The sequence below is a fragment of the Vibrio breoganii genome (genome assembly GCF_001677275.1).
In the GTDB taxonomy this organism is placed as follows: Bacteria; Pseudomonadota; Gammaproteobacteria; order Enterobacterales; family Vibrionaceae; genus Vibrio; species Vibrio breoganii.
Genome location: NZ_CP016177.1, coordinates 2,568,016 through 2,589,187, shown reverse-complemented (window position 1 = coordinate 2,589,187; position 21,172 = coordinate 2,568,016). Strand labels below are relative to the sequence as shown.

Annotated in this window: 19 protein-coding genes and 9 tRNA genes; 17 read left to right on the top strand and 11 right to left on the bottom strand. The window is 45.9% G+C overall.

The window, feature by feature from the left end:
* Positions 1-8 precede the first annotated feature (8 nt).
* The 3 genes from frdC to frdA are packed head-to-tail and all read right to left on the bottom strand — an operon-like array spanning position 9 to position 2,937.
* The gene (gene frdC / locus A6E01_RS12015; RefSeq protein WP_017027345.1) at positions 9-392 is read right to left on the bottom strand and encodes a fumarate reductase subunit FrdC; all 384 of its coding nucleotides are present in this window, start codon (positions 390-392) and stop codon (positions 9-11) included.
* A complete protein-coding gene (locus tag A6E01_RS12010) occupies positions 392-1,129 on the bottom strand; it encodes a succinate dehydrogenase/fumarate reductase iron-sulfur subunit (protein WP_017027346.1) in 738 nt (245 codons plus the stop codon). The genes frdC and A6E01_RS12010 overlap by 1 nt, the downstream gene beginning before the upstream one ends.
* Entirely contained in the window at positions 1,129-2,937 is a 1,809-nt protein-coding gene (gene frdA / locus A6E01_RS12005; RefSeq protein ID WP_065210282.1) for a fumarate reductase (quinol) flavoprotein subunit, read from the bottom strand. Before frdA ends, A6E01_RS12010 begins: the two co-directional genes overlap by 1 nt.
* A 230-nt stretch (positions 2,938-3,167) precedes the next feature.
* Here frdA and epmA point away from each other — a divergent pair, with 230 nt between their 5' ends.
* Entirely contained in the window at positions 3,168-4,142 is a 975-nt protein-coding gene (epmA, locus tag A6E01_RS12000; RefSeq protein ID WP_017027348.1) for an elongation factor P--(R)-beta-lysine ligase, read from the top strand.
* A gap of 32 nt (positions 4,143-4,174) precedes the next feature.
* Here epmA and A6E01_RS11995 read toward each other — a convergent pair whose 3' ends face one another.
* The 5 genes from A6E01_RS11995 to A6E01_RS11975 all read right to left on the bottom strand — a co-directional run bounded on the left by A6E01_RS11995 (position 4,175) and on the right by A6E01_RS11975 (position 8,998).
* Entirely contained in the window at positions 4,175-5,062 is an 888-nt protein-coding gene (locus tag A6E01_RS11995; RefSeq protein ID WP_017242811.1) for a DMT family transporter, read from the bottom strand.
* A gap of 78 nt (positions 5,063-5,140) precedes the next feature.
* Positions 5,141-5,863 (bottom strand): glycerophosphodiester phosphodiesterase, encoded by a 723-nt coding sequence (locus tag A6E01_RS11990; protein ID WP_017027350.1) that lies wholly within the window; start codon positions 5,861-5,863, stop codon positions 5,141-5,143.
* A gap of 32 nt (positions 5,864-5,895) precedes the next feature.
* Complete coding sequence (locus A6E01_RS11985) at positions 5,896-7,311, bottom strand: SLC13 family permease (RefSeq protein WP_017027351.1); 1,416 nt, start codon at positions 7,309-7,311, stop codon at positions 5,896-5,898.
* 184 nt (positions 7,312-7,495) lie between these two features.
* The gene (gene rraA / locus A6E01_RS11980) at positions 7,496-8,008 is read right to left on the bottom strand and encodes a ribonuclease E activity regulator RraA (protein ID WP_017027353.1); all 513 of its coding nucleotides are present in this window, start codon (positions 8,006-8,008) and stop codon (positions 7,496-7,498) included.
* A gap of 87 nt (positions 8,009-8,095) precedes the next feature.
* Entirely contained in the window at positions 8,096-8,998 is a 903-nt protein-coding gene (locus A6E01_RS11975; RefSeq protein WP_026012672.1) for a 1,4-dihydroxy-2-naphthoate polyprenyltransferase, read from the bottom strand.
* A gap of 96 nt (positions 8,999-9,094) precedes the next feature.
* Here A6E01_RS11975 and A6E01_RS11970 point away from each other — a divergent pair, with 96 nt between their 5' ends.
* The gene (locus tag A6E01_RS11970) at positions 9,095-9,739 is read left to right on the top strand and encodes a TetR/AcrR family transcriptional regulator (protein WP_065210281.1); all 645 of its coding nucleotides are present in this window, start codon (positions 9,095-9,097) and stop codon (positions 9,737-9,739) included.
* Positions 9,740-9,792: 53 nt separating this feature from the next.
* Here the strand turns inward: A6E01_RS11970 and asd are convergent, their stop codons facing one another.
* Positions 9,793-10,650, bottom strand: coding sequence for an archaetidylserine decarboxylase (asd, locus tag A6E01_RS11965; RefSeq protein ID WP_065210371.1), 858 nt, complete (start codon positions 10,648-10,650; stop codon positions 9,793-9,795).
* 70 nt (positions 10,651-10,720) lie between these two features.
* On the bottom strand, positions 10,721-11,776 hold the full coding sequence (gene rsgA, locus A6E01_RS11960) for a small ribosomal subunit biogenesis GTPase RsgA (RefSeq protein ID WP_017027357.1): 1,056 nt from the start codon (positions 11,774-11,776) through the stop codon (positions 10,721-10,723).
* 163 nt (positions 11,777-11,939) lie between these two features.
* Between rsgA and orn the strand changes: the two genes are divergently transcribed.
* The 10 genes from orn to A6E01_RS11910 all read left to right on the top strand — a co-directional run bounded on the left by orn (position 11,940) and on the right by A6E01_RS11910 (position 13,763).
* Positions 11,940-12,485, top strand: coding sequence for an oligoribonuclease (gene orn / locus A6E01_RS11955; RefSeq protein WP_065210280.1), 546 nt, complete (start codon positions 11,940-11,942; stop codon positions 12,483-12,485).
* 113 nt (positions 12,486-12,598) lie between these two features.
* Positions 12,599-12,674: transfer RNA gene (locus tag A6E01_RS11950), tRNA-Gly, on the top strand.
* A 58-nt stretch (positions 12,675-12,732) separates the two neighbouring features.
* Positions 12,733-12,809, top strand: a tRNA-Met gene (locus A6E01_RS11945).
* Between the two features lie 49 nt (positions 12,810-12,858).
* A tRNA-Gly gene (locus A6E01_RS11940) sits at positions 12,859-12,934 on the top strand.
* Positions 12,935-12,992: 58 nt separating this feature from the next.
* Positions 12,993-13,069, top strand: a tRNA-Met gene (locus tag A6E01_RS11935).
* A 49-nt stretch (positions 13,070-13,118) separates the two neighbouring features.
* A tRNA-Gly gene (locus A6E01_RS11930) sits at positions 13,119-13,194 on the top strand.
* 117 nt (positions 13,195-13,311) lie between these two features.
* Positions 13,312-13,388: transfer RNA gene (locus A6E01_RS11925), tRNA-Met, on the top strand.
* A gap of 42 nt (positions 13,389-13,430) precedes the next feature.
* Positions 13,431-13,506: transfer RNA gene (locus A6E01_RS11920), tRNA-Gly, on the top strand.
* Between the two features lie 58 nt (positions 13,507-13,564).
* Positions 13,565-13,641, top strand: a tRNA-Met gene (locus A6E01_RS11915).
* Positions 13,642-13,687: 46 nt separating this feature from the next.
* Positions 13,688-13,763: transfer RNA gene (locus A6E01_RS11910), tRNA-Gly, on the top strand.
* 671 nt (positions 13,764-14,434) lie between these two features.
* Here the strand turns inward: A6E01_RS11910 and queG are convergent.
* A complete protein-coding gene (gene queG / locus A6E01_RS11905; protein ID WP_017027519.1) occupies positions 14,435-15,547 on the bottom strand; it encodes a tRNA epoxyqueuosine(34) reductase QueG in 1,113 nt (370 codons plus the stop codon).
* 198 nt (positions 15,548-15,745) lie between these two features.
* Between queG and tsaE the strand changes: the two genes are divergently transcribed.
* The 5 genes from tsaE to hfq all read left to right on the top strand — a co-directional run bounded on the left by tsaE (position 15,746) and on the right by hfq (position 21,154).
* Positions 15,746-16,210: a tRNA (adenosine(37)-N6)-threonylcarbamoyltransferase complex ATPase subunit type 1 TsaE gene (gene tsaE / locus A6E01_RS11900; RefSeq protein WP_065210279.1), complete on the top strand. Its 465-nt coding sequence runs from the start codon at positions 15,746-15,748 to the stop codon at positions 16,208-16,210.
* The gene (locus A6E01_RS11895) at positions 16,207-17,877 is read left to right on the top strand and encodes a LysM peptidoglycan-binding domain-containing protein (protein ID WP_065210278.1); all 1,671 of its coding nucleotides are present in this window, start codon (positions 16,207-16,209) and stop codon (positions 17,875-17,877) included. The genes tsaE and A6E01_RS11895 overlap by 4 nt, the downstream gene beginning before the upstream one ends.
* The gene (gene mutL, locus A6E01_RS11890) at positions 17,874-19,805 is read left to right on the top strand and encodes a DNA mismatch repair endonuclease MutL (RefSeq protein WP_017027516.1); all 1,932 of its coding nucleotides are present in this window, start codon (positions 17,874-17,876) and stop codon (positions 19,803-19,805) included. The genes A6E01_RS11895 and mutL overlap by 4 nt, the downstream gene beginning before the upstream one ends.
* Positions 19,798-20,730 carry a tRNA (adenosine(37)-N6)-dimethylallyltransferase MiaA gene (miaA, locus tag A6E01_RS11885; protein ID WP_017027515.1) on the top strand — a complete coding sequence of 311 codons (933 nt, stop codon included), beginning with the start codon at positions 19,798-19,800 and terminating at the stop codon, positions 20,728-20,730. Before mutL ends, miaA begins: the two co-directional genes overlap by 8 nt.
* Positions 20,731-20,893: 163 nt before the next feature.
* Positions 20,894-21,154 carry an RNA chaperone Hfq gene (gene hfq / locus A6E01_RS11880; RefSeq protein ID WP_017027514.1) on the top strand — a complete coding sequence of 87 codons (261 nt, stop codon included), beginning with the start codon at positions 20,894-20,896 and terminating at the stop codon, positions 21,152-21,154.
* The last annotated feature ends 18 nt before the right edge of the window (positions 21,155-21,172 follow it).

The window sequence follows — 21,172 nt, the reverse complement described above, 5'->3', positions numbered from 1 at the left end:
TCGACTCCTTATACAATGATGAGAACAACAAGAGAAATAAAGGCTACAGCAGCCCACTGAGCAAGTACGATAGTTTTCTTGTCTATCGCCTTACCCTTGAAGCGCATTGGCATAACCTGCGGCATCATATTAAAGAAGGTATGAGCATGAAACAGACTGCCTGCCAACGCTAAGATATTGATTAGAATAACGATAGGGTGGCTCATGAAGTCTAACCACGTTGCCCAAGCGTCTGGACCTTTAACCAAGGCACCCAATCCAAAGGTAATGAACAGGGTAAACAGAATCAAAGGCAGCACCGTTGCCTCTCGCAGCATGTAGAAACGGTAGAAAGAGTGATCCTTCCACCATGTACGCTTCATCTCGCGAACATAAGGTTTACGATTACTCATTACACATCCTCCGGCTTCAACATGGCGATGACAAAGTCTTTTGAAGATTCAATCTTGCCTTGGTTTACTGCACCTGCAGGATCAACGCTCTTCGGACACACTTCCGAGCAGTAACCGACGAAAGTACAGCCCCAAGCGCCATTGTCACCATTGATTAGTTCCATACGCTCTTGTTTACCATTGTCACGGCTATCTAAGTTGTAGCGGTGAGCGAGGGTAAGAGCCGCAGGACCTAAGAAGTCAGGGTTCAAACCAAACTGAGGGCACGCTGCGTAGCAAAGGCCACAGTTAATGCAGGCTGCAAATTGCTTGTAGCGAGCCATTTGCTCTGGGGTTTGGATGTTTGTGCCATCTTCTGGTGTGCGGTCATTACCAATGATGTAAGGCTTGATGGCTTCAAGGCGCTCAATGAATGGCGTCATATCAACAATTAAGTCTTTCTCGATTGGGAAGTTAGCCAGTGCCTCAATTTTCAAGCCATCTGGGTATTCACGCAGGAAGGTCTTACAAGCAAGCTTTGGCACCTGATTAACCATGATTCCACATGAGCCACAAATTGCCATACGACAAGACCAGCGGTAGGCAAGGTCTTTATCTAGGTGATCTTTGATGTAACCCAGAGCGTCAAGCACTGACATGGTTTCATCAAATGGCACCTCGAAGGTTTGGAAATACGGTTCTGAGTCTTTCTCAGGATCGTAACGGAGAATGTCTACTTTCTGAATACGAGCTGGCATTACTGTTGCTCCTCCGCGTTGTTCGCTGCTTTCTCTGCCGCAGCTGCTTCTTCAGCCGCCGCGCCATACAGGCGAGCTTTTGGTTGCGATTTGGTAATGGTCACTGAGCTGTAGTCAATGCTAGGTGCACTCTGTGGCGTGTAGTAGGCCAGTGAGTGTTTCAAGAAGTTCTCATCATCTCGCTCAGTACAACCTTCATCAAGGCGCTGGTGGGCACCACGAGACTCTTTACGCAGCAAAGCAGAGTGAGCCATAGCTTCTGCCACTTCTAGGCCGTAGCCCACTTCAATGGCATATAGAAGGTCAGTATTGAATACCTTGCCTTTATCTTTAATGCTAATTTTCTTATAGCGCTCTTTTAGCTCAGAAAGCTTGTCGATGGTTTCTTGCATTAGGTCTTCACTACGGTAAATACCACAGCCAGATTCCATTGCATGGCCCATTTCAGTACGGATAGTTGACCAGTTTTCGTCACCGTCTTGTGTCATTAGCGCTTGGATGCGAGCTTCAACGAGTTTGACTTGAGCTGTAATAGCATCATCATCCCAGCCTTGGAATTCGCTAGCACGTTTTACGGCTTCTTCACCGGCAACACGACCAAATACGACGAACTCAGCCAGTGAGTTTGAACCAAGACGGTTTGCACCGTGCAAGCCAACGGAAGCACATTCACCCACCGCAAATAGACCCTTGATGCGCGTTTCGCATTTAGGGTTCGTTTCAATACCACCCATGGTGTAGTGAACAGTAGGACGGATAGGAATGGGTTCTTTTGCTGGGTCTACGTTGACGTAGGCTTTAGAAAGCTCACAAATAAATGGCAGGCGCTCTTGTAGGTACTCCTCGCCCAAGTGGCGAAGATCAAGATGCACAACATCTCCCAATGGGTGCTTGATGGTGTTGCCTTTTTGCTGCTCATGCCAGAATGCTTGCGATACCTTATCGCGAGGGCCAAGCTCCATGTATTTGTTTTTAGGCTGGCCTACAGGGGTTTCTGGGCCCATGCCGTAATCTTGTAGGTAACGGTAGCCATCTTTGTTCACTATGATGCCACCTTCACCACGACAACCTTCGGTCATCAGGATGCCCGTACCAGGAAGACCTGTTGGGTGATACTGAACGAATTCCATATCACGCAGTGGTACGCCGTGGCGGTATGCCATGGCCATGCCGTCACCTGTGACTATGCCGCCATTGGTGTTGGTATGATAAACACGACCAGCGCCACCCGTTGCGAGAACAACAGATTTAGCCTTAATCGTTACCAGTTCGCCTTCCGCCATATGAATAGCTACTAGGCCTTGAACTTCACCTTCGACTACAAGCAGGTCAACCACAAAGTACTCATCGAAGCGTTTGATTTGCGGGTACTTTATAGAGGTTTGGAATAGCGTATGTAGCATGTGGAATCCGGTTTTATCTGCAGCAAACCAAGTTCGCTCAACCTTCATACCACCAAAGCGGCGCACGTTTACTTCGCCGTTTTCTTTGCGGCTCCACGGGCAACCCCATTGTTCCATCTGGATCATTTCGCGGGTCGAATTCTCTACAAAGAACTCAACAACATCTTGTTCGCAAAGCCAGTCACCACCACCAACAGTATCGTTGAAGTGATTGTCTAAGCTATCTTCTTCTTTAACGACGGCAGCAGAGCCACCTTCAGCCGCTACAGTGTGCGAGCGCATTGGGTAAACCTTGGAAATTAAAGCAACTTCCAAATCAGGGTTCGCTTCAGCTGCTGCGATAGCAGTTCGAAGACCGGCACCCCCTGCGCCGATGACCGCGATATCTGTGTGTAGTACTTTCACAGTTATCCTCCAGAGTGTTAGGCAGGTTATCCTGCTCGTGATTGTAAGTTTCTTAAGAAATGCTGCGCTCCATTGTATGGGAAGCGTGTTGCGAAAAAATTGATTTACCTAGTTTTTTGATGCCGATCCAGGTGAAAAAATCTAAAAAGAACGGGGACTGTGATCATTATCATGTCAAAATAAGCATCTGAATCTCAGAAACTTATTCAATTCATTTCACAGGAAATTCTATGAGTACTCTCAATTGGCAGCCTTCTGCAGACCTCTCTTCTTTGAAAAGAAGAGCAGAGCTCATCGGCCACATCAGGCAGTTTTTTGTTGAACGCAATGTATTGGAAGTGGACACTCCGGCGATGAGCCATGCCACTGTAACCGATATTCATTTGCATACCTTTCAAACGAAATTTATTGGCCCAGGGTACGCGGGTGGAAGAAAGCTCTTTTTCATGACCAGCCCTGAGTTTCACATGAAACGCTTACTAGCTTCTGGCAGTGGCTGTATCTACCAGATAGCGAAAGCCTTTAGGAACGAAGAAGCGGGTCGTTACCATAACCCCGAATTTACGCTCTTGGAGTGGTACCGAATCGGGTTTGATCATCATGACTTGATGAATGAAATGGATCAGCTACTGCAACTTGTTCTGTCATGCAACCAAGCCGAACGAATGACCTATCAGCAGGCGTTTGTTGATGTGTTAAACGTGTGCCCTTTACAAGGCAGTATAGATGAACTGAAAGCCGTCGCTGGAACCTTAGGGTTGTCTGATATTGCCGAGCCAGAAACAGACAAAGACACGCTATTGCAGCTGTTATTTAGCATTGGCGTTGAACCTAAAATTGGGCAACAGGTACCGGCTTTTGTCTATGATTTTCCTGCCTCTCAAGCCGCATTGGCGAAGATAAACCCCAATGACCATAGGGTAGCCGATCGCTTTGAGGTCTACTTTAAGGGCATTGAACTCGCTAACGGCTTTCATGAACTTGATGATGCCGATGAGCAATTGCGTCGCTTTGAGCAAGACAACGAAAAGCGCGAGAAAATGGGGTTATCCCCTCAGCCTATTGATTATCATTTAATTGAGGCATTGCGCCACGGACTGCCACAATGCTCAGGGGTTGCTTTAGGCATAGACAGACTAATCATGCTGGCTTGCAAGCAAACCCACATTGATGAAATTACCGCGTTCCCTTTCCCAAGAGCCTAAAACTGACCGCTGATAGCTTCGAGCTGTCAGCTTCAACTTACGATTAACGCTGTGCCAATAACGGCCAAGATCGCGCCATACCACGCGTAGCGACTTGGTCGCTGTTTGGTGATAAACCAAAGCAGAGGCAGCACCATAATTGGGGTTGTGGAAGAGAGCAGGGCTACCATACCCACGTTGCCTTCTTGTAATGCGTAAAGTATCAATGTCATACCTACAGCCATAGCCAAGAAGCCGTTTAGTGCAGTGATCGCAAGTATCTTTAGATTGATAGCCTGTTTAGCTTTTGCAATCTTTGCACCACTAAACAAAAACAATGAGTGAGCCGCAAACGCCGTAATCATGCGAATAGCAGAGGCCGCAACAGGGTCAATACTGGTTTGCATTACGGGCTTAGCAATGATGCCACCCAGTGCTTGGCAAAGCCCAGAGAGTAGGCCAATGCTGATACCGACCGCCATTTTTCCTTGTAATGATTCCCAGTCATGCTTTCCAGTTTGTTTTCTGCCAAAGAAGATTGCGATCACAACGCCGGAAAATACCAATAGCGCACCTAGAAGTTCAATGCCACTCCAGGTTTCACTGAAAAGCCAATACCCTAATACCGCTGAAAATACAGCATGGCATGAAAAAAGCAGACCTGCTTGTCGCGGTCCCATTCTATTCATGCAGGCAAATAGGGCAGTATCACCAATGAAGATACCAATCAGGCCCGAAAGCATCATTAGCGTCATATGCTCTGTCGCTACGGTTGCCCAGCCCCCTGTGAAAGCGGCCATGCTACTGAGCATGATTGCGGTACAACCCATTCGCCAACGGCTGTAGGCAAAGGGGCCAAGGTGGCGAGCAGGTTTAACTGAAATTAGGCTAGATATCGCCCATAAGAAGGCCGCGGCAAGGGCCAACCATTCGTATCCCATGGTGCACATTGAGGTTTTTGATAGATACCCTCAATATGCACCATATCGTGAGGATAAGAAACCCTCGATTGAGCGGTGTTACTCAGGCCAGATTCGGCTTTGAGTCGTGGTTGAGGCGAAGTACTTCACCGCCTCGTTGGGAACATCACAGAAAATGCCATCCACTCCCATCGTTTTTAAGCGTTGCCAATCTTCTTGGCGGTTCACCGTATACACGTAAACCTTCAGCCCGCGTTTCTTTGCATCATCAACCATTTCGCCATCGATAACGTGCAAGTCGATATTAACGCTGTACGCATTGAGCTCTTGTGCAAATTGGCACAAGCCGATGGGTTTACTGGCGGTTAATGCCGCAAGCTTAAGCTCAGGGCGCTGGCGATTGAGCTCTGCTAGCCAGTGATGATTGAATGATGACACCAATAGCTGGTCTTGTTTGAACCCACACTCATTCACGGCATAGTCGAGGTGAGCAAGCAAGGTTGCTATGTCATCCAGCCCCTTTAACTCGATGTTTAAAGCACAGCGACCAGACAGGTGGTGTAGGGTCTCTCTCAGAGTCGGGATCTGCTCACCTTCACCCGCATCAAGTTCTTTTAAGCCCTTAGCTGAAAACCAATTGAGCGGGCCTGCACCATCAGTCGTGCGATTGACCCAGCTATCGTGAATTACCCAGAACTCTCCTTGATGTTGATGGATATCTAACTCGATAGCTTTTGTGCCTCCCTCTAATGCGCTCTCAAAGGCGAGTAACGTATTCTCTGGGTGGGTTTCTCTTGTTCCTCTATGGGCGACAACAAACATAACTTCTCCCTAGTTAAAGTTTGGCACTCCTTTTAGGTTAGGATAAACATAGCAACGTAGACGAGTGCTAGGCCGACGATACCAAGAATGATGCCTGTTTTCGCCATGTCTTTACTCTCAATAAGTCCGGTGGAGTAAGCCAATGAATTGGGTGGCGTTGAGACAGGTAAGATCATGCCTAGCGATGCAGAGAATGCGACGACAATCAGAAGACCTTGCAGTCCTCCGGTCGCTACTAGGCTAGGCATGGATGCGCCAATTGCCGCAGCAATAGGCATTAATAAGTTAGCGGTTGCGGTATTGGACATGAAATTGGCCATTAACCAACAGATGATGGACAGTGTGAGTACGACAGCAACAGGCGATAGGCTCTGATAATCAATAGAGTGAGCTAACCCTTTGGCTAGGCCTGTCTTATCTAGAGCAAGTCCAATGGCGATACCGCCGGCAACCAACCACAGCACGTCCCAGTTAATCTGTTTGATTTCCGCTTTACCCATGATGCCAGTCAGCGTAAATATCGCCAGAGGAATCACTGAGACGACGTAGGTGTTCATACCGTGGAGCTTGGTGGTCATCCACAGCACTATGGTCAGTGCAAAGGTGATGTAAACAACGATCGCTTTCCAAGACTTTAAGAATTCACCCTCTAAAGAGAGCACCATTTTGTCTTCTGACGATGGGAATAGCTTTTGTAGTAACAGCCAAGCAATAGCGAGCTGTACGATCACAAAAGGCAAACCAAACATCATCCAGCTTAGAAAGTCGATACTGTTTTCACCGGTAAGATACTGCAAGGCAATGGCGTTAGGCGGAGTACCGATTGGAGTCGCGATACCCCCGGTATTCGCAGCGATAGGTATACACAAAACTAAAGCCTTGATACCTAAATCGCCAGGTTTGGCAGAGGCGACGATAGGGCCAAGCAATGCCAGCATCATAACCGTGGTTGCGGTATTTGACATGAACATGGAGAACACCGCGGTAATCAGCATTAAGCCAAGCATGATGTATCGAGGCTGGGTGCCAAATGGCTTCAATAGAACTCGAGCTAGGTTGTTGTCCAGTTGGTACTTAGAGGCGGCAATAGCCAAAGCAAACCCGCCCATAAACAAGATGATGATGGGTGAAGAGAAGGACCCAAGTATGTCCGTATAAGGAATAAGGGTGCCAAAGGCTTCATTGGCGTGATCGACGATTAGAACGTTCAATCCCTTATCGGATAAGAAAATCAGCTCTAGGGTAATGATCAGTATCGAGGTAGCAAAAACCGGAACAGGCTCTAAAACCCAGAGTAAGGCGGACATGACGAAGATAGCCAATAATCGATGTTGAACCACGGTAAGATCATTGATAGGGATCCAACTGCTTGGCATCATCAATATTAAAATAGGTATAAGTATGCAGAACGCTAACTTAATTACCTGGCTCGAATTTTCTTTGTCCATTCCATCGCTTCCTCTCTACATGGAATATGCAGACTATCGAAAAGTTATTGCAAGTGTTTGGATGTCATGCAGTTTTTTTTGAAATGATAAAGTTTATTCGAGATTATTTTGCTTTTAATCAAAAAAAAGCAGAACGAATTTCTCGTTCTGCTTCTAAATGTAACTCAATCTGACAGTGAAAAGGCTAGGCTTCGTCTTCGACATCAATCTCAAAGTTGGTGTCTAGAGGCTCTTGGGACAAAATAATGCCAGTATTGTCGGCATACAAGTAGTCCTCAGGCAAGAAGCTTACACCACCGAAATTAACCGGAACATCTAGCTCACCAACATCAGTTTGGCTTGCACCAACAGGAATAGACGCTAGGGCCTGAATACCAATGCTCATATCCTCAAGCTCATCAATCTCACGTACTGAGCCATAAACGACAAGGCCTTCCCATTCGTTTTCCTCAGCGAGAGACGCTATCTCAGCATCAATCAAGGCTCGTCTTAATGAACCACCGCCATCAATAAGCAATACTCGACCTTGCCCATCTTGCTCGAGAACAGAGCGAATAAGTCCATTGTCTTCAAAGCATTTGATGGTGGTTACCTGACCTGCGAATGACGCACTACCACCAAAATTGCTAAACATTGGCTCTACGACATCAACCTGATCTAAGTAGACGTCACACAGGGCTGAAGTGTTGTATTCCATAATCAGAGTCACCTTCTAAGTTAGTATTCTTACGCTCGAGTATATCCTGCAACGCTCATTGAAAATTGATGCAAGTTAACTTTTTGATTAAACAATAATAGCTAAAGAAAATAATAAGTTAGCAATTAGTGCAAGTTTTACCACTCCAGCCATCAATGGAGCAATGGCTAAACTATCAGTTGCGCGGTTAAGTGAACGCAAATGCAATAGGCTTGGAACTAAGATTAATGAGGACAAAAGCAAGCTGATAGAGCTACCATGATTATTGAGCACGAAGATGAAATAAGCCAACCATGCGCTTAAGACCAGCAACGCGTGATAGTGCTTGGCTTTTGCCAGTCCCATGCGCACCGCCATTGTCGTTTTACCAAACGCACGGTCGTTATCAATATCTCGCATGTTATTGACATTGAGTACCGCGACCGCGAGTAATCCGGTAGCGGTGGCGGGCAAAAACAGGTCTGCAGAGATAGCGTTGGTGTGCAGATAAAAAGTCCCACCTACACCAAGCAAACCAAAGAATATATAGACAGACAGATCACCTAAACCTATGTAACCATAGGGTTTTTTGCCTACGGTGTATGCGATGGCACAAAATATGGCAAGGACGCCTAAGCCGAGGAAAATACCAATATCCACCATAGTGGTTAAAGATGTTAGAATCAGTGTCAGACCGGCTGCGAGACTCAGCAGTGAGCACAACACCATTGCACTTTTCATCTGTTTCGCCGTTATCTCTCCTGATTGAATCGCTCTCGTAGGACCAAGTCGATCTTGATTGTCGGTTCCTTGTTGAGCGTCACCATAATCATTAGCAAGGTTTGATAATATTTGTAAAAGCGTTGCGGTGAGTAGAGCCAGAATGCTGACACTCCACGAAAATTGCTGGTGGGTATAGGCTAGGCAACTTCCTGTCACAATAGAAGTTAACGCCAAGGGCAATGTTTTGGGTCTAGCGGCAGATAGCCAATGAGATACAGACAAAGTAATAATAGCTTTTTACGTTACAGTAAGAGTGCTTGAGTATAGCAAAACTCTTTTCTATTTCGATCTAATTAACAATGACCTAGGGTATTGAGTCGCTTAATGAAAACAAAGCAGAGAATTGTGCAAGGCGCGCTAGAGTTGTTCAATCAACAAGGTGAGCGCAACGTCACGACCAACCACATTGCTGCACATCTTGGCATCAGTCCAGGAAACCTCTATTACCATTACTCGAACAAGCAAGAGATAATCCGAGCTATTTTTGAGGACTATACCTCTGAATTGTTGGATAGGTTTCGCCCCTATGAAAGCCAGGGTGAGAGCTTGGTGTTGTTAAAACACTATGTAAATTCGACCTTTTCTTTAATGTGGAAGTACCGGTTTTTCTATGCCAACTTAGCCGATATTGTGAGTCGTGATACTCAACTGCATCACGCATATTTGGAAGTTCAAGAAAAGCTAAGGGTTAACCTAGTCGCCATCGTACAGTCGTTTCTTACCCTTGAGTTAATCGAAGTCGATCCCAAGGACATGCCTAGGTTAGTCACTAACTTGCATTTTATTGCGACGGGGTGGCTCGGTTATCAATCAGCGATGAATGCCAACCAAAAGGTGACAGAGGCAATGATTATGCAAGGCATGTTGCAGATACTGGCCATGGTAAAACCAATGGCAACTCAACTGGGTAAAGAGCAATTGCTCCTGCTTGAGGAAGGTTTGCAAATGAGTTGTGTCACTGAGGAATAACAAAAAAGGAGCCTAAGGCTCCTTTTTTAATTTTATTTTTCAAATGGTTGCGATTAGCGCTTGTGAGCGTAAGCAGTACCGAGTCGAGTAATAGCTTCAAGCTGCATGCTTTCATCAAACTCAATGGCATCTTTAGGGAACAGGTTGATCACTGTTGAACCTAGCTTAAAGCGGCCCATTTCCTCACCCTTCTTAATGTGGATAGCTTTCTCTCCATCTGCAGGGTAATCCCAACGATAGACAGTGTTTCCACGAGGTGGTGTCACGGTGCCAGCCCAAATTAGCTCAATACTACCGACAATAGTCGCGCCGACAAGAATCTGTGCCATTGGGCCAAATTCAGTATCAAAGATACACACCACGCGCTCATTGCGGGCAAATAAATTCTCTACATTCTCTGCGGTTAACGGGTTTACCGAAAACAGATCGCCTGGAACGTAAATCATTTGTCTTAATGTGCCGTCGCAAGGCATGTGCACACGGTGATAGTCACTAGGCGATAGGTAAAGCGTAGCAAAGCTACCATCAGCAAAGCTTTCAGCAAGGTTTAGATCACCGCCAAGCAGTTCACGAGCTGAATAGCTGTGTTTCTTCGCTTGAATGAGCTTACCGTCTTCGATTGGACCAAACTGACTCACACAAGCATCCGCCGGGTGTGTGATAACCGAGTCGTCTTCAACGACAGGGCGAATCCCTGGCTTTAGTTCACGTACGAAAAACTCGTTAAAGGTTTTGAAGTGAGCAGGATCTGAGTGCAGCGCTTCGTCCATGTTAATTTTGTATTGCTTGATGAAGCCACGAATGATCGACGTGGTAACCCCGCCAAGTTTCGCAGATGCAAGCTTTCCAACTAGGCGCGTTAGGCCGTGTTGTGGCATCCAGTATTGGGCACCGACTTTGATTTTATCAATCACAATAAGGTCCATTATTCCTAAATTGGGCCAGAATGTTACTCAAACTGGCATCGTTTGTCTAAATATACTACTGATCCAGCTTCTTGTTTTTCGAGTACTGGCGATTGGCTTTCATTTCGACCATGCTTTCAATGATTTTCTGGTAGTTTTCAAATCGGTTAGGATGAATCTTACCGTCGATAATCGCTTGTTGAATGGCGCAACCCGGGTCATCAGCATGCTTACAATCTCTAAACTTACAAAGGCCAAGGAATTCTCTGAATTCAACGAAGGCTGTGGTGACCTCATCGGCCTCTAAGTGCCATAAGCCAAACTCACGCACTCCCGGTGAATCGATAAGATCACCACCCGCAGGGAAGTGGTATAGACGTGCTGCTGTTGTGGTGTGCTGACCTAACCCCGAGTTTTCAGAGATAACGCCTTCTTCTACTTCAAGCTCTGGCATCAACGCATTGACTAAACTCGATTTTCCTACACCAGATTGACCTACAAAAATGTTTATCTTACCTGCAAGCTCGGCTTCTAATTCAGGAATGCCTTCGCCAGATTCTTTACTCACCAGCAAGACCTTGTAGCCAATGTTACTGTAGATCGTTAGCTGTTCTCTAAGCTCGACAAGTTGCTCTGGTGTGGGTAAATCAATCTTATTGAGTACCAGTAGTGGCGCGATGTTTAGGGTTTCTGACGCGATCAGGTAGCGGTCAATAATAGATAGAGAAAGCTCAGGCAGCACTGAAGATACAATGACCATCTGCTCTACGTTGGCAGCAACGGGTTTAAGACCATCATAATAGTCGGGTCTAGTGAGCATTGAGGTTCTTGGCTCTACCGCTTCTACAACACCAGAGATACCAGCCATAGACTCAAGACCAATTCGCCATAATACGCGGTCACCGGAGACCAAGCTTTCAATACCACGGCGTAAGTTGCAGCGATGAATCTCTCCAGTCTCACTATCCTCAATATCGGCATGTTGCCCAAATCGAGTGATGACTAAGCCCTTCTTGGCTTCACCAAGCATTTGCTCATCCCATTGAACAGTATTGTCTTGTTGCAGTCGCTTCTTTTGATTGCCGCGCACTCGACGTACTTGCCCTTTGGTTAGCTTCTTCTTTTTAGCCATGTATTATTTAGTGTCCAGTTGGCTTTCTATAATTGAGGAGTATGATATACCCAATTGACCTCAAGATGCGAGACTAAGCGGTCACGGCTTACTTTTATGCAGCCCATATTAGTCACTCCACTGAGATTTCATTCTTTCACAACAATAATAGGCAATTTCATTCATGGCGTTGAACGATAAAAATTTAATCTGGGTCGATCTTGAAATGACGGGGTTGGATCCAGAAACACATAAAGTCATCGAAATCGCATCTATCGTTACAGATAGCGAATTGAACATTCTGGCTGAAGGGCCTGTTATTGCGATTCATCAACCAGAATCCGAGCTGGCTAAGATGGACGATTGGTGCACTAACACCCATACCAATAGTGGCTTGGTAGAAAGGGTTCAAAACAGTGATATCGACGAAGATAAAGCCGTTGCTCAAACGATAGAGTTCCTTGAAAAGTGGGTACCGAGGGGAGCTTCACCGATTTGTGGTAATAGCATCGGCCAAGACAGACGTTTCTTGTACAAGCACATGCCTGAGCTAGAACAGTACTTCCATTATCGTTATGTGGACGTAAGTACGCTCAAAGAACTCACTCGCCGCTGGAAGCCAGAAGTATTGGATGGATTTACCAAGAAAGGTGTTCACTTAGCGCTAGATGATATTCGCGAATCAATTGCTGAACTTCGTTATTACAGAGATACAATCATGAAGATCTGATGTTTTTTTATTCAGTTAACGCGCTGAGATAAAAAAAATCAGAATTAAGGCTTGCATCACAAAAATAACCTCTTATAATTCGCATCCCTAAACGGCACAAAGACGTTTACGAAGCGACACTAGCTCAGTTGGTAGAGCGCAACCTTGCCAAGGTTGAGGTCACGAGTTCGAACCTCGTGTGTCGCTCCAAATTTCTCTTTAAATAGAGAGTAAGTCTTCATCGTACTTAACGGTGACACAATTCGGACGCGGGGTGGAGCAGCTTGGTAGCTCGTCGGGCTCATAACCCGAAGGTCGTCGGTTCAAATCCGGCCCCCGCAACCAATTTTAAACTGATAGCTGTTAGCTTAAAGCTGCTAGCTGTGAGTGAGATGCGACACTAGCTCAGTTGGTAGAGCGCAACCTTGCCAAGGTTGAGGTCACGAGTTCGAACCTCGTGTGTCGCTCCAAATTTCTCTTTAAATAGAGAGTAAGTCTTCATCGTACTTAACGGTGACACAATTCGGACGCGGGGTGGAGCAGCTTGGTAGCTCGTCGGGCTCATAACCCGAAGGTCGTCGGTTCAAATCCGGCCCCCGCAACCACTTTCAAAAACTTATAGCTAATAGCTTCAAGCTGACAGCTACAAGTTATGCGACACTAGCTCAGTTGGTAGAGCGCAACCTTGCCAAGGTTGAGGTCACGAGTTCGAACCTCGTGTGTCGCTCCAAATTTTGGATTGATTGACCGATACACGAGGAACCTCGTGTCTCACCCGGAATAGGGCACTGGTCGAGTCGCTCCAAATAGAAAGTCTTCATCGTACTTAACGGTGACACAATTCGGACGCGGGGTGGAGCAGCTTGGTAGCTCGTCGGGCTCATAACCCGAAGGTCGTCGGTTCAAATCCGGCCCCCGCAACCACTTTCAAAAACTTATAGCTTCAAGCTGACAGCTACAAGTTATGCGACACTAGCTCAGTTGGTAGAGCGCAACCTTGCCAAGGTTGAGGTCACGAGTTCGAACCTCGTGTGTCGCTCCAAATTTCTCTTTAAATAGAGAGTAAGTCTTCATCGTACTTAACGGTGATACAATTCGGACGCGGGGTGGAGCAGCTTGGTAGCTCGTCGGGCTCATAACCCGAAGGTCGTCGGTTCAAATCCGGCCCCCGCAACCAATTTTATCTTATAGCTGTCAGCTTCAAGCTGTTAGCTGTCAGAAATGCGACACTAGCTCAGTTGGTAGAGCGCAACCTTGCCAAGGTTGAGGTCACGAGTTCGAACCTCGTGTGTCGCTCCAAAGCTTTTGGGTGATTACCTGCTACACGAGGAACCTCGTGCCCAGTCTGGTCGAGTCGCTCCAAAGCTTTTGGATTGATTGACTGATACATGAGGAACCTTGTGTCCAGTCTGGTCGAGTCGCTCCAAAGCTTTTGAACTGATTATCCGAATCATTACATTCTTTCTGCACTAGTATTACCCAGCTCTTTTTCTCCTTATCTATAATTTTTCACAATCTCTGTGAAACGCCCATTATTACACTCCATTAAGAATTAACTCACAGACTTATCCACAAAACCACGACTGTGGATAACTTGGTTGATAAAAATTTTAGCAATTGAATTTTGCGGATCTTTTGTCAAGATCTAATTTCATCATAAGAACGATGGGACTTATTACACATAGCTTAATGCCTTGAAATATAAGGGCTGATAGTGAGGTTGTTTGATCCTGAGAATGTAAGAAATTGATCTTAAATGTCACTTTATTTGATCTTCATCATATTCCGCGTCTGTGTTTAACTTTAGGGCATGCTGAAATGAGACTTGCTTTATATTCTTTTTCCACATTACCTATGTACTTACCATTTTATGCTGAATTAAGGGTTTAACATCCGCTTATTGGCACTTATTGGGTTTTTCTAGCGAGCATTTGTTCTGAATACTCTAGAGTTGATGGCATTGCATCTAGCTAGGCATCCCTAGGCAGTCCTTTCTGAACAATTCGAATCAGTCGCTGTTGCTTGGTTGAGGTAAATGGAGTCTGAGATTTAAGGCGTTCGATGGCATAGGCAATATGGTGGTCCAAAACGTCACAAAGCCCAAGTCTACTTTCTAGAGTTATTATGGCTTCATCGCTGTATGCGCCATTTCCCAAAGCAATCGCGAGGTTTCGTAGCCACTGCAGATGACCAATGCGGCGTATTGCTGAACCCTCGAAGTTCTTAAGGAATTCTTGTTCACTCCATAATAAAAGTGTAATTAAGTTGCTGTCTTTAATGCTTTCTCGTCTATGAAAGTCCGCTTGCTGCGTAAGCTGAGCATGACGGTTAAACGGGCATACCAGTTGGCAGTCATCACAGCCGTAGATACGATTGCCCATTGCATCACTAAGCTCACGCTCAATGATTCCATCATATTCTATGGTTAAGTAAGAGATGCACTTGCGCGCATCAATGACACCATCTTCGATTATCGCTCCCGTAGGGCAACTTGTGATGCAAGAGCGACACTTCCCACATTGGTTTTCTACTGGAGCATCGACAGGAAGAGGCAATCCAATCAATAGTTCGCCAAGAAAAAACCAAGAGCCTGCCTCTTCATCGAGCAGCAAAGAGTGTTTACCGGTCCAGCCTAGACCCGCCTTTTCAGCTAAGGGACGCTCCAGCACAGGAGCCGAGTCAACAAAGGGGCGATAGTTCAACTCTCCAAGTTCATCTTCAATTTTCTTGGCTAAGTTTTTGAGCTTGTTTCTCATCAGCTTATGATAATCACGACCTAATGCGTAACGACTAATATAAGCTTGGGTCGGATCGGAAAGATTACTGGCAAAATGAGCTTCTGGGGGAAGATAGTCCAAGCGCACGCTAATAACTCGTAATGTGCCCGGGTGAAGTTTATCTGGATGTAGGCGTTTATCTTCATTGCGCTCCATCCACTCCATACTGCCGTGGTAGCCATGGGCAATCCATTTCTTCAGGCCTTCTTCATGTGATGAGAGGTCGACATCGGTTATTCCTATTTTTTGGAATCCGAGTTCATTGCCCCAAAGTTTGATTTGATCTGCCAAATGTTGAAGATTCATTGATGCTGTCATTCGAAGAAAGTTGAGTCTATTTTAGCGAATAAACGAGTCGACATGTAACACTGCAACCCATTCGAAGTACTTTTGAACGAAATTTATTGGTCATAGTCTACCAAAGAGGCGGGTTTGCTCGACAAAACGCGCTCAGTAGAGATAATTAGGTCATTATTAATAAAACCAAGCAAAGACTATTCTTTTATGACCCAGAAGCACTTCTCCCTCAAAGATGAGCATGACACTGTAAAGATGGGAGCAAACTTATCAGCCCTATGTTCTGAGCAAACGACCATTTATTTACACGGTGATCTTGGTGCGGGAAAAACCACCTTCAGTCGTGGTTTTATCCAGTCGATGGGGCATAAAGGCAACGTTAAGAGCCCAACCTACACCTTGGTTGAGCCTTATGATTTGCAAGATTGGCAGGTGTATCATTTTGACCTTTATCGTCTTGCGGACCCAGAAGAGCTCGAGTTTATGGGAATTCGAGACTACTTTACCCCTGATGCCATCTGCCTTGTTGAGTGGCCAGAGAAAGGGGAAGGATTGCTTCCTAAAGCAGATTTAGATATCGACATTCGTTATCAAGGCGAGGGTCGTATCGCGACCATTACTGCAAACAGTGACAATGGATTAACACTGATTGAAAAGCTGGAGCTAAATTGATTAAGAATTCAGTATGGGCGTTTGCCTTGTTCTTTGTCTCTTCTTTATTTGCCACTGTGCAAGCAAATGAGATTAAGAACATTCGCATTTCGACCACTAATAAAGAAACAAGGACGGTTATTGACCTGAGCCAGTCAGCGGATTTTAGCTACTTTACCTTAGGCAGCCCAGATCGTTTGGTTGTGGATCTCAAGAGCACATCCAATCGTTCCAAATTACCTAAGTCGGTAACCAAGAGTCCGATCTTAAGTAAAGTGAGAGAAAGTTCTCCTCCTAACAAAAACACCTTTCGATTGGTGTTTGAGTTAAAGGGAAAGTCTTCGCCTAAATTATTCAAGCTTGCTCCGGGTAACGGCGCAGGCCATCGTTTGGTGATCGATTTTCCTCTCTCTGCAACCAGCCAGTCTAAACCAGCCGCTAAGCCGGTCGTTGCGACTAAGACGAGCGTGCCTAGCCGACAAGATGTGGTTATTGTTATCGACCCTGGCCATGGTGGTAAAGACCCTGGCTCCATTGGTCCTAGTCGCAAATATGAAAAGCACACCACATTGAGTGTTTCAAGGAAGCTTGCAGCACAATTGAATGCTATCCCTGGTATTAGAGCCAAGTTGACTCGAACGGGCGACTACTATGTGAATCTAGATCAGCGCGTGGCTATTGCCGACCGAGAGAAAGCACACCTATTTATCTCTATTCACGCAGATGCGTTTACCTCGCCACAGCCAAGAGGTGCTTCCGTTTTCTTCTTGAATGATCGTCGTAGGAACACAGAAATTTCTCGTTGGGTAGAGAACCAAGAGCGTCAATCTCAAAAACTAGGTGGCACTTCCACGGTTACTCGAGCGGATAAAAACGTAAACCAAACATTGCTGGATCTGCAGTTCACTCACTCCAAGCGAGAGGGTGAGAAGTTAGCGACAGAGATATTAGGTGAGTTGAAAAAGGTCGCTCGTCTGCATAAAAGTAAACCAAGTGAAGCTAGCCTAGCGGTGTTGCGTTCACCTCAAATACCATCAGTTCTGGTTGAAACAGGCTTCATTTCAAACCCAACTGAAGAGAAGCTGCTATTTCAGCGTTCATATCAAGACAAGCTAGCGAGCGCTTTGTCCCGTGCGGTAGTGACGTATCTAAAACAAAATCCGCCGGAAGGCACTGGGTTTGATAAGACTCCTAGCCATGGTGGAATGTACGTAGTTCAGCGAGGTGATTTCTTATCTAAGATTGCGCAAAAACACGGAGTTTCCGTTGGTGCGATCAAATCGGCGAACAATCTAAGAAGTGATACCGTCAAAGTGGGTCAGAAGCTGACTATTCCTGGCGCTTCAGTTCCAACGAAAACACTCAATACCGTAGAGACCAAAACTGTCACCCATGTGGTGAAATCGGGTGAGTATCTAGGTAAGATCGCCAGTCGATATAAGGTATCGGTCGACTCAATTAAAAGAGAAAATAACCTTAAATCCAATACGGTTCGTGTTGGCCAAAAACTTAAGATCACCGTTGCTGTGAAGGATGCACCAATTAGGCGCCATAAGGTTCAGCGAGGAGAGTTTTTGGGTAAAATCGCATCTAAGTATGGGGTGACTGTGAGCAGTATTCGCAGCGCCAATAACCTTCGTTCCGATGAACTAGCCATTGGACAGACGCTGATTATTCCAAACCGATGAGCGAAATTAAGATACTACCAGCGAGACTGGCGAACCAAATAGCAGCCGGAGAGGTGGTTGAGAGACCCGCCTCTGTGGTTAAAGAGCTCGTTGAAAATAGCATCGACGCGGGTGCTACTCGTATCGATATCGATATCGAAAAAGGCGGCAGTAAACTGATTCGCATCAGAGACAACGGCAAGGGCATCATTAAGGATGAACTTCAACTTGCCCTGAGTCGACATGCGACCTCTAAAATCACCACCTTGGATGATCTTGAAGCCATCATGAGCCTTGGTTTTCGTGGAGAGGCGCTGGCTAGTATCAGTTCAGTATCCCGCTTAACCTTAACCTCAAGAACAGCGACACAAGAGCAAGCGTGGGCTGCCTATTCTGAAGGTCGAGATATGCAGGTGAAACTGCAGCCGACCGCACACCCTGTAGGAACTTCGGTAGAAGTGTTGGATCTGTTTTTTAATACTCCGGCAAGACGAAAGTTCCTACGTACTGAAAAGACAGAGTTCACTCATATTGAAGAGCTGTTAAAGCGCATTGCTTTGAGCCGCTTTGATGTCACTCTTAACCTTAGACACAATGGTAAGCTGGTTAAGCAATATCGCGCTGCAAAAACAGAGCGCCAGGTAGAGCAACGCATTCAATCTGTGTGTGGTAAAAACTTTGCCGACAACATGCTAAAGGTTGAGCTGCAACATCAAGACCTAAAGTTGTATGGCTGGATAACCACACCCGCAGCAGCGCGTTCACAAGGTGATCTGCAATACTGCTATGTAAATGGCAGAATGATGCGTGACAAACTCATCAATCATGCGATTCGCCAAAGCTATGAGCTAGCATTGCGTCCAGAGCAGTTTGCCGCTTATGTGCTGTTCATTGAGATCGATGCACATCAAGTGGATGTGAATGTTCACCCAGCAAAGCATGAAGTACGCTTTCATCAAGCGCGACTGGTGCATGACTTTATCTATCAAGCCCTTGTTGATGCGCTAGGACAGTCGCAACAGCTGGTCTCTGAAGAGAGACGGGAAAGTGCGTTCGCCACGCCTCATCCGCAGCAATCGACTGCAAGTGAATCAGAGCAAACCACAATCACACCTAGCCCCGAGTCAAAGCCAATATCAGCCTCTCCTTCACAAAGAGAAGCTCAGGCGATGCAGCAGATTCCAGCATATCCAAACAGGGCAGACTCGGCAGAGTCGTCTCATGGTGCACCGCGAAGCGAAGGTCAGGCGCGCTCAAGTTGGGGGCAAAATAACACCTCAAGAACGCCTAAGCCTCAGGTATCTGAACAAGAGGCTAAGGTCTATCAGCAACTGATGACCGTTGAGCCTAGCTCTGCCGTAGAGACTCCATCTTCTGTGGTGGCTCAGCCTATTACTCAGCTAGGGAAGGCTCTCACTGTGGTCAATGAGCGCTTTTTGTTGATTAACACCAACGCAGGATGCGGACTGCTTGCTTTGTCTTATGCTGAGATATTAAAGCTTCGAGGACAGTTGTCGGTAGACCAAAGGCAGTTGGTCAAGCAGCCACTGTTGATCCCTCTGGCATTGCGAGTGAGAAGCGAAGATATCGAGTTGCTTAAGCAAATGCAGCCCATGCTTGAGCGTTTTGCGATTCAGTTGATGTTTAAAGCTGGAGCCAAAGTGATGATCATGGCAGTGCCTCAGCCACTAAGACATCATAATCTTCAGCAGTTGTTTTCTAAGCTCATCGATATGTTGAGTGGTGGGCAAGCGTTGTCCTTTGAACAGTTAAGCCTTTGGCTCGCTTCTCAGGTAGCCGAACAAAATAAGACCTACACTTTGTCAGAGGCGGTTCAGTTACTGTCCGACTTAGAGGGTGCTTCCGCACAAGGTCTAGACTTAAAAGATAAAAAACTTATTCAATTAGTGGATTTTTCCACCCAAATTAAAGCGCTATCACATGAATGATAAATTGCCTTTGGCCATATTTTTAATGGGCCCAACGGCCTCCGGTAAAACCGAATTGGCGATTCGCCTTCGACAACGCTTTCCCATTGAGCTAATCAGCGTTGATTCAGCTCTGATATACAAAGGGATGGACATAGGCACGGCTAAGCCGACGGCAGAAGAGCAAGCCGCCGCCCCTCATCGCCTTATTGATATTATCGACCCTTCAGAATCTTATTCAGCAGCAGACTTTCGTCGTGATGCGCTGCAGCTAATGGATGAGATTACTGCACAAGGTAAAATCCCTATGTTAGTAGGGGGTACAATGCTGTACTACAAAGCTCTACTAGAGGGGCTTTCTCCATTACCCGCAGCTGACCCTGAGATTCGCGCGCAAATTGAGCAAGAAGCCACTCAAAAGGGCTGGCAAGCTCTGCATGATGAGCTAAAACAGATAGACCCAGTCTCAGCAGAGCGTATTCACCCCAATGATCCGCAGCGTTTATCGCGCGCTTTAGAAGTTTTTCGTATTTCTGGAAAGTCGCTGACAGAACTGACGCAACAGAAGGGGGAGCCTATCCCGTATGATGTGAAACAGTTTGCTATTGCTCCTCAAGAGCGTTCCGAACTGCATCGACGTATCGAACTTCGCTATGAAAAAATGGTAGAGGCTGGATTTGAAGATGAAGTTAGAGCCTTACATCAACGCACTGATTTGCATCCAGATCTTCCTTCAATTCGTTGTGTGGGCTATCGTCAGATGTGGGGTTACTTAGAAGAAGAGTACAGCTTTGATGAAGCCATCTTCAAAGGAGTCTGTGCGACTAGGCAATTAGCGAAGCGCCAGATTACTTGGCTTCGCAGTTGGAAAGACCTAACTTGGCTCGATAGTCAAAATATCGATCATGGGGTAGAAACAATCGCAAATGTCATAGCATCTAATTGAATTTGCTGTGTATAATATGATCGTTTTACATGAATAATACCTCTACACGGATCGTAGAATTAATTGAGGTATTGTTTGGTTTAGCTAGGATGCGTAAACAGTACAATTTTTCTACTGTCACTTGCTAAATAATTACAACAACATACTAATAAGGAAAATAACAATGGCAAAGGGGCAATCTTTACAAGACCCATTCTTAAACGCATTGCGTCGTGAGCGCGTGCCGGTTTCTATTTATCTTGTCAATGGCATCAAGCTTCAGGGTCAGATCGAGTCTTTTGACCAATTTGTGATCCTACTGAAAAATACCGTTAATCAGATGGTATACAAGCATGCTATTTCGACAGTAGTTCCTGCACGAGCAGTAACTCATCACAGCAGCAATGAACGTGCAGATCGCACTCAAGAGAAATCTGAAGACTAATTGAAAAAGTTATTTAAT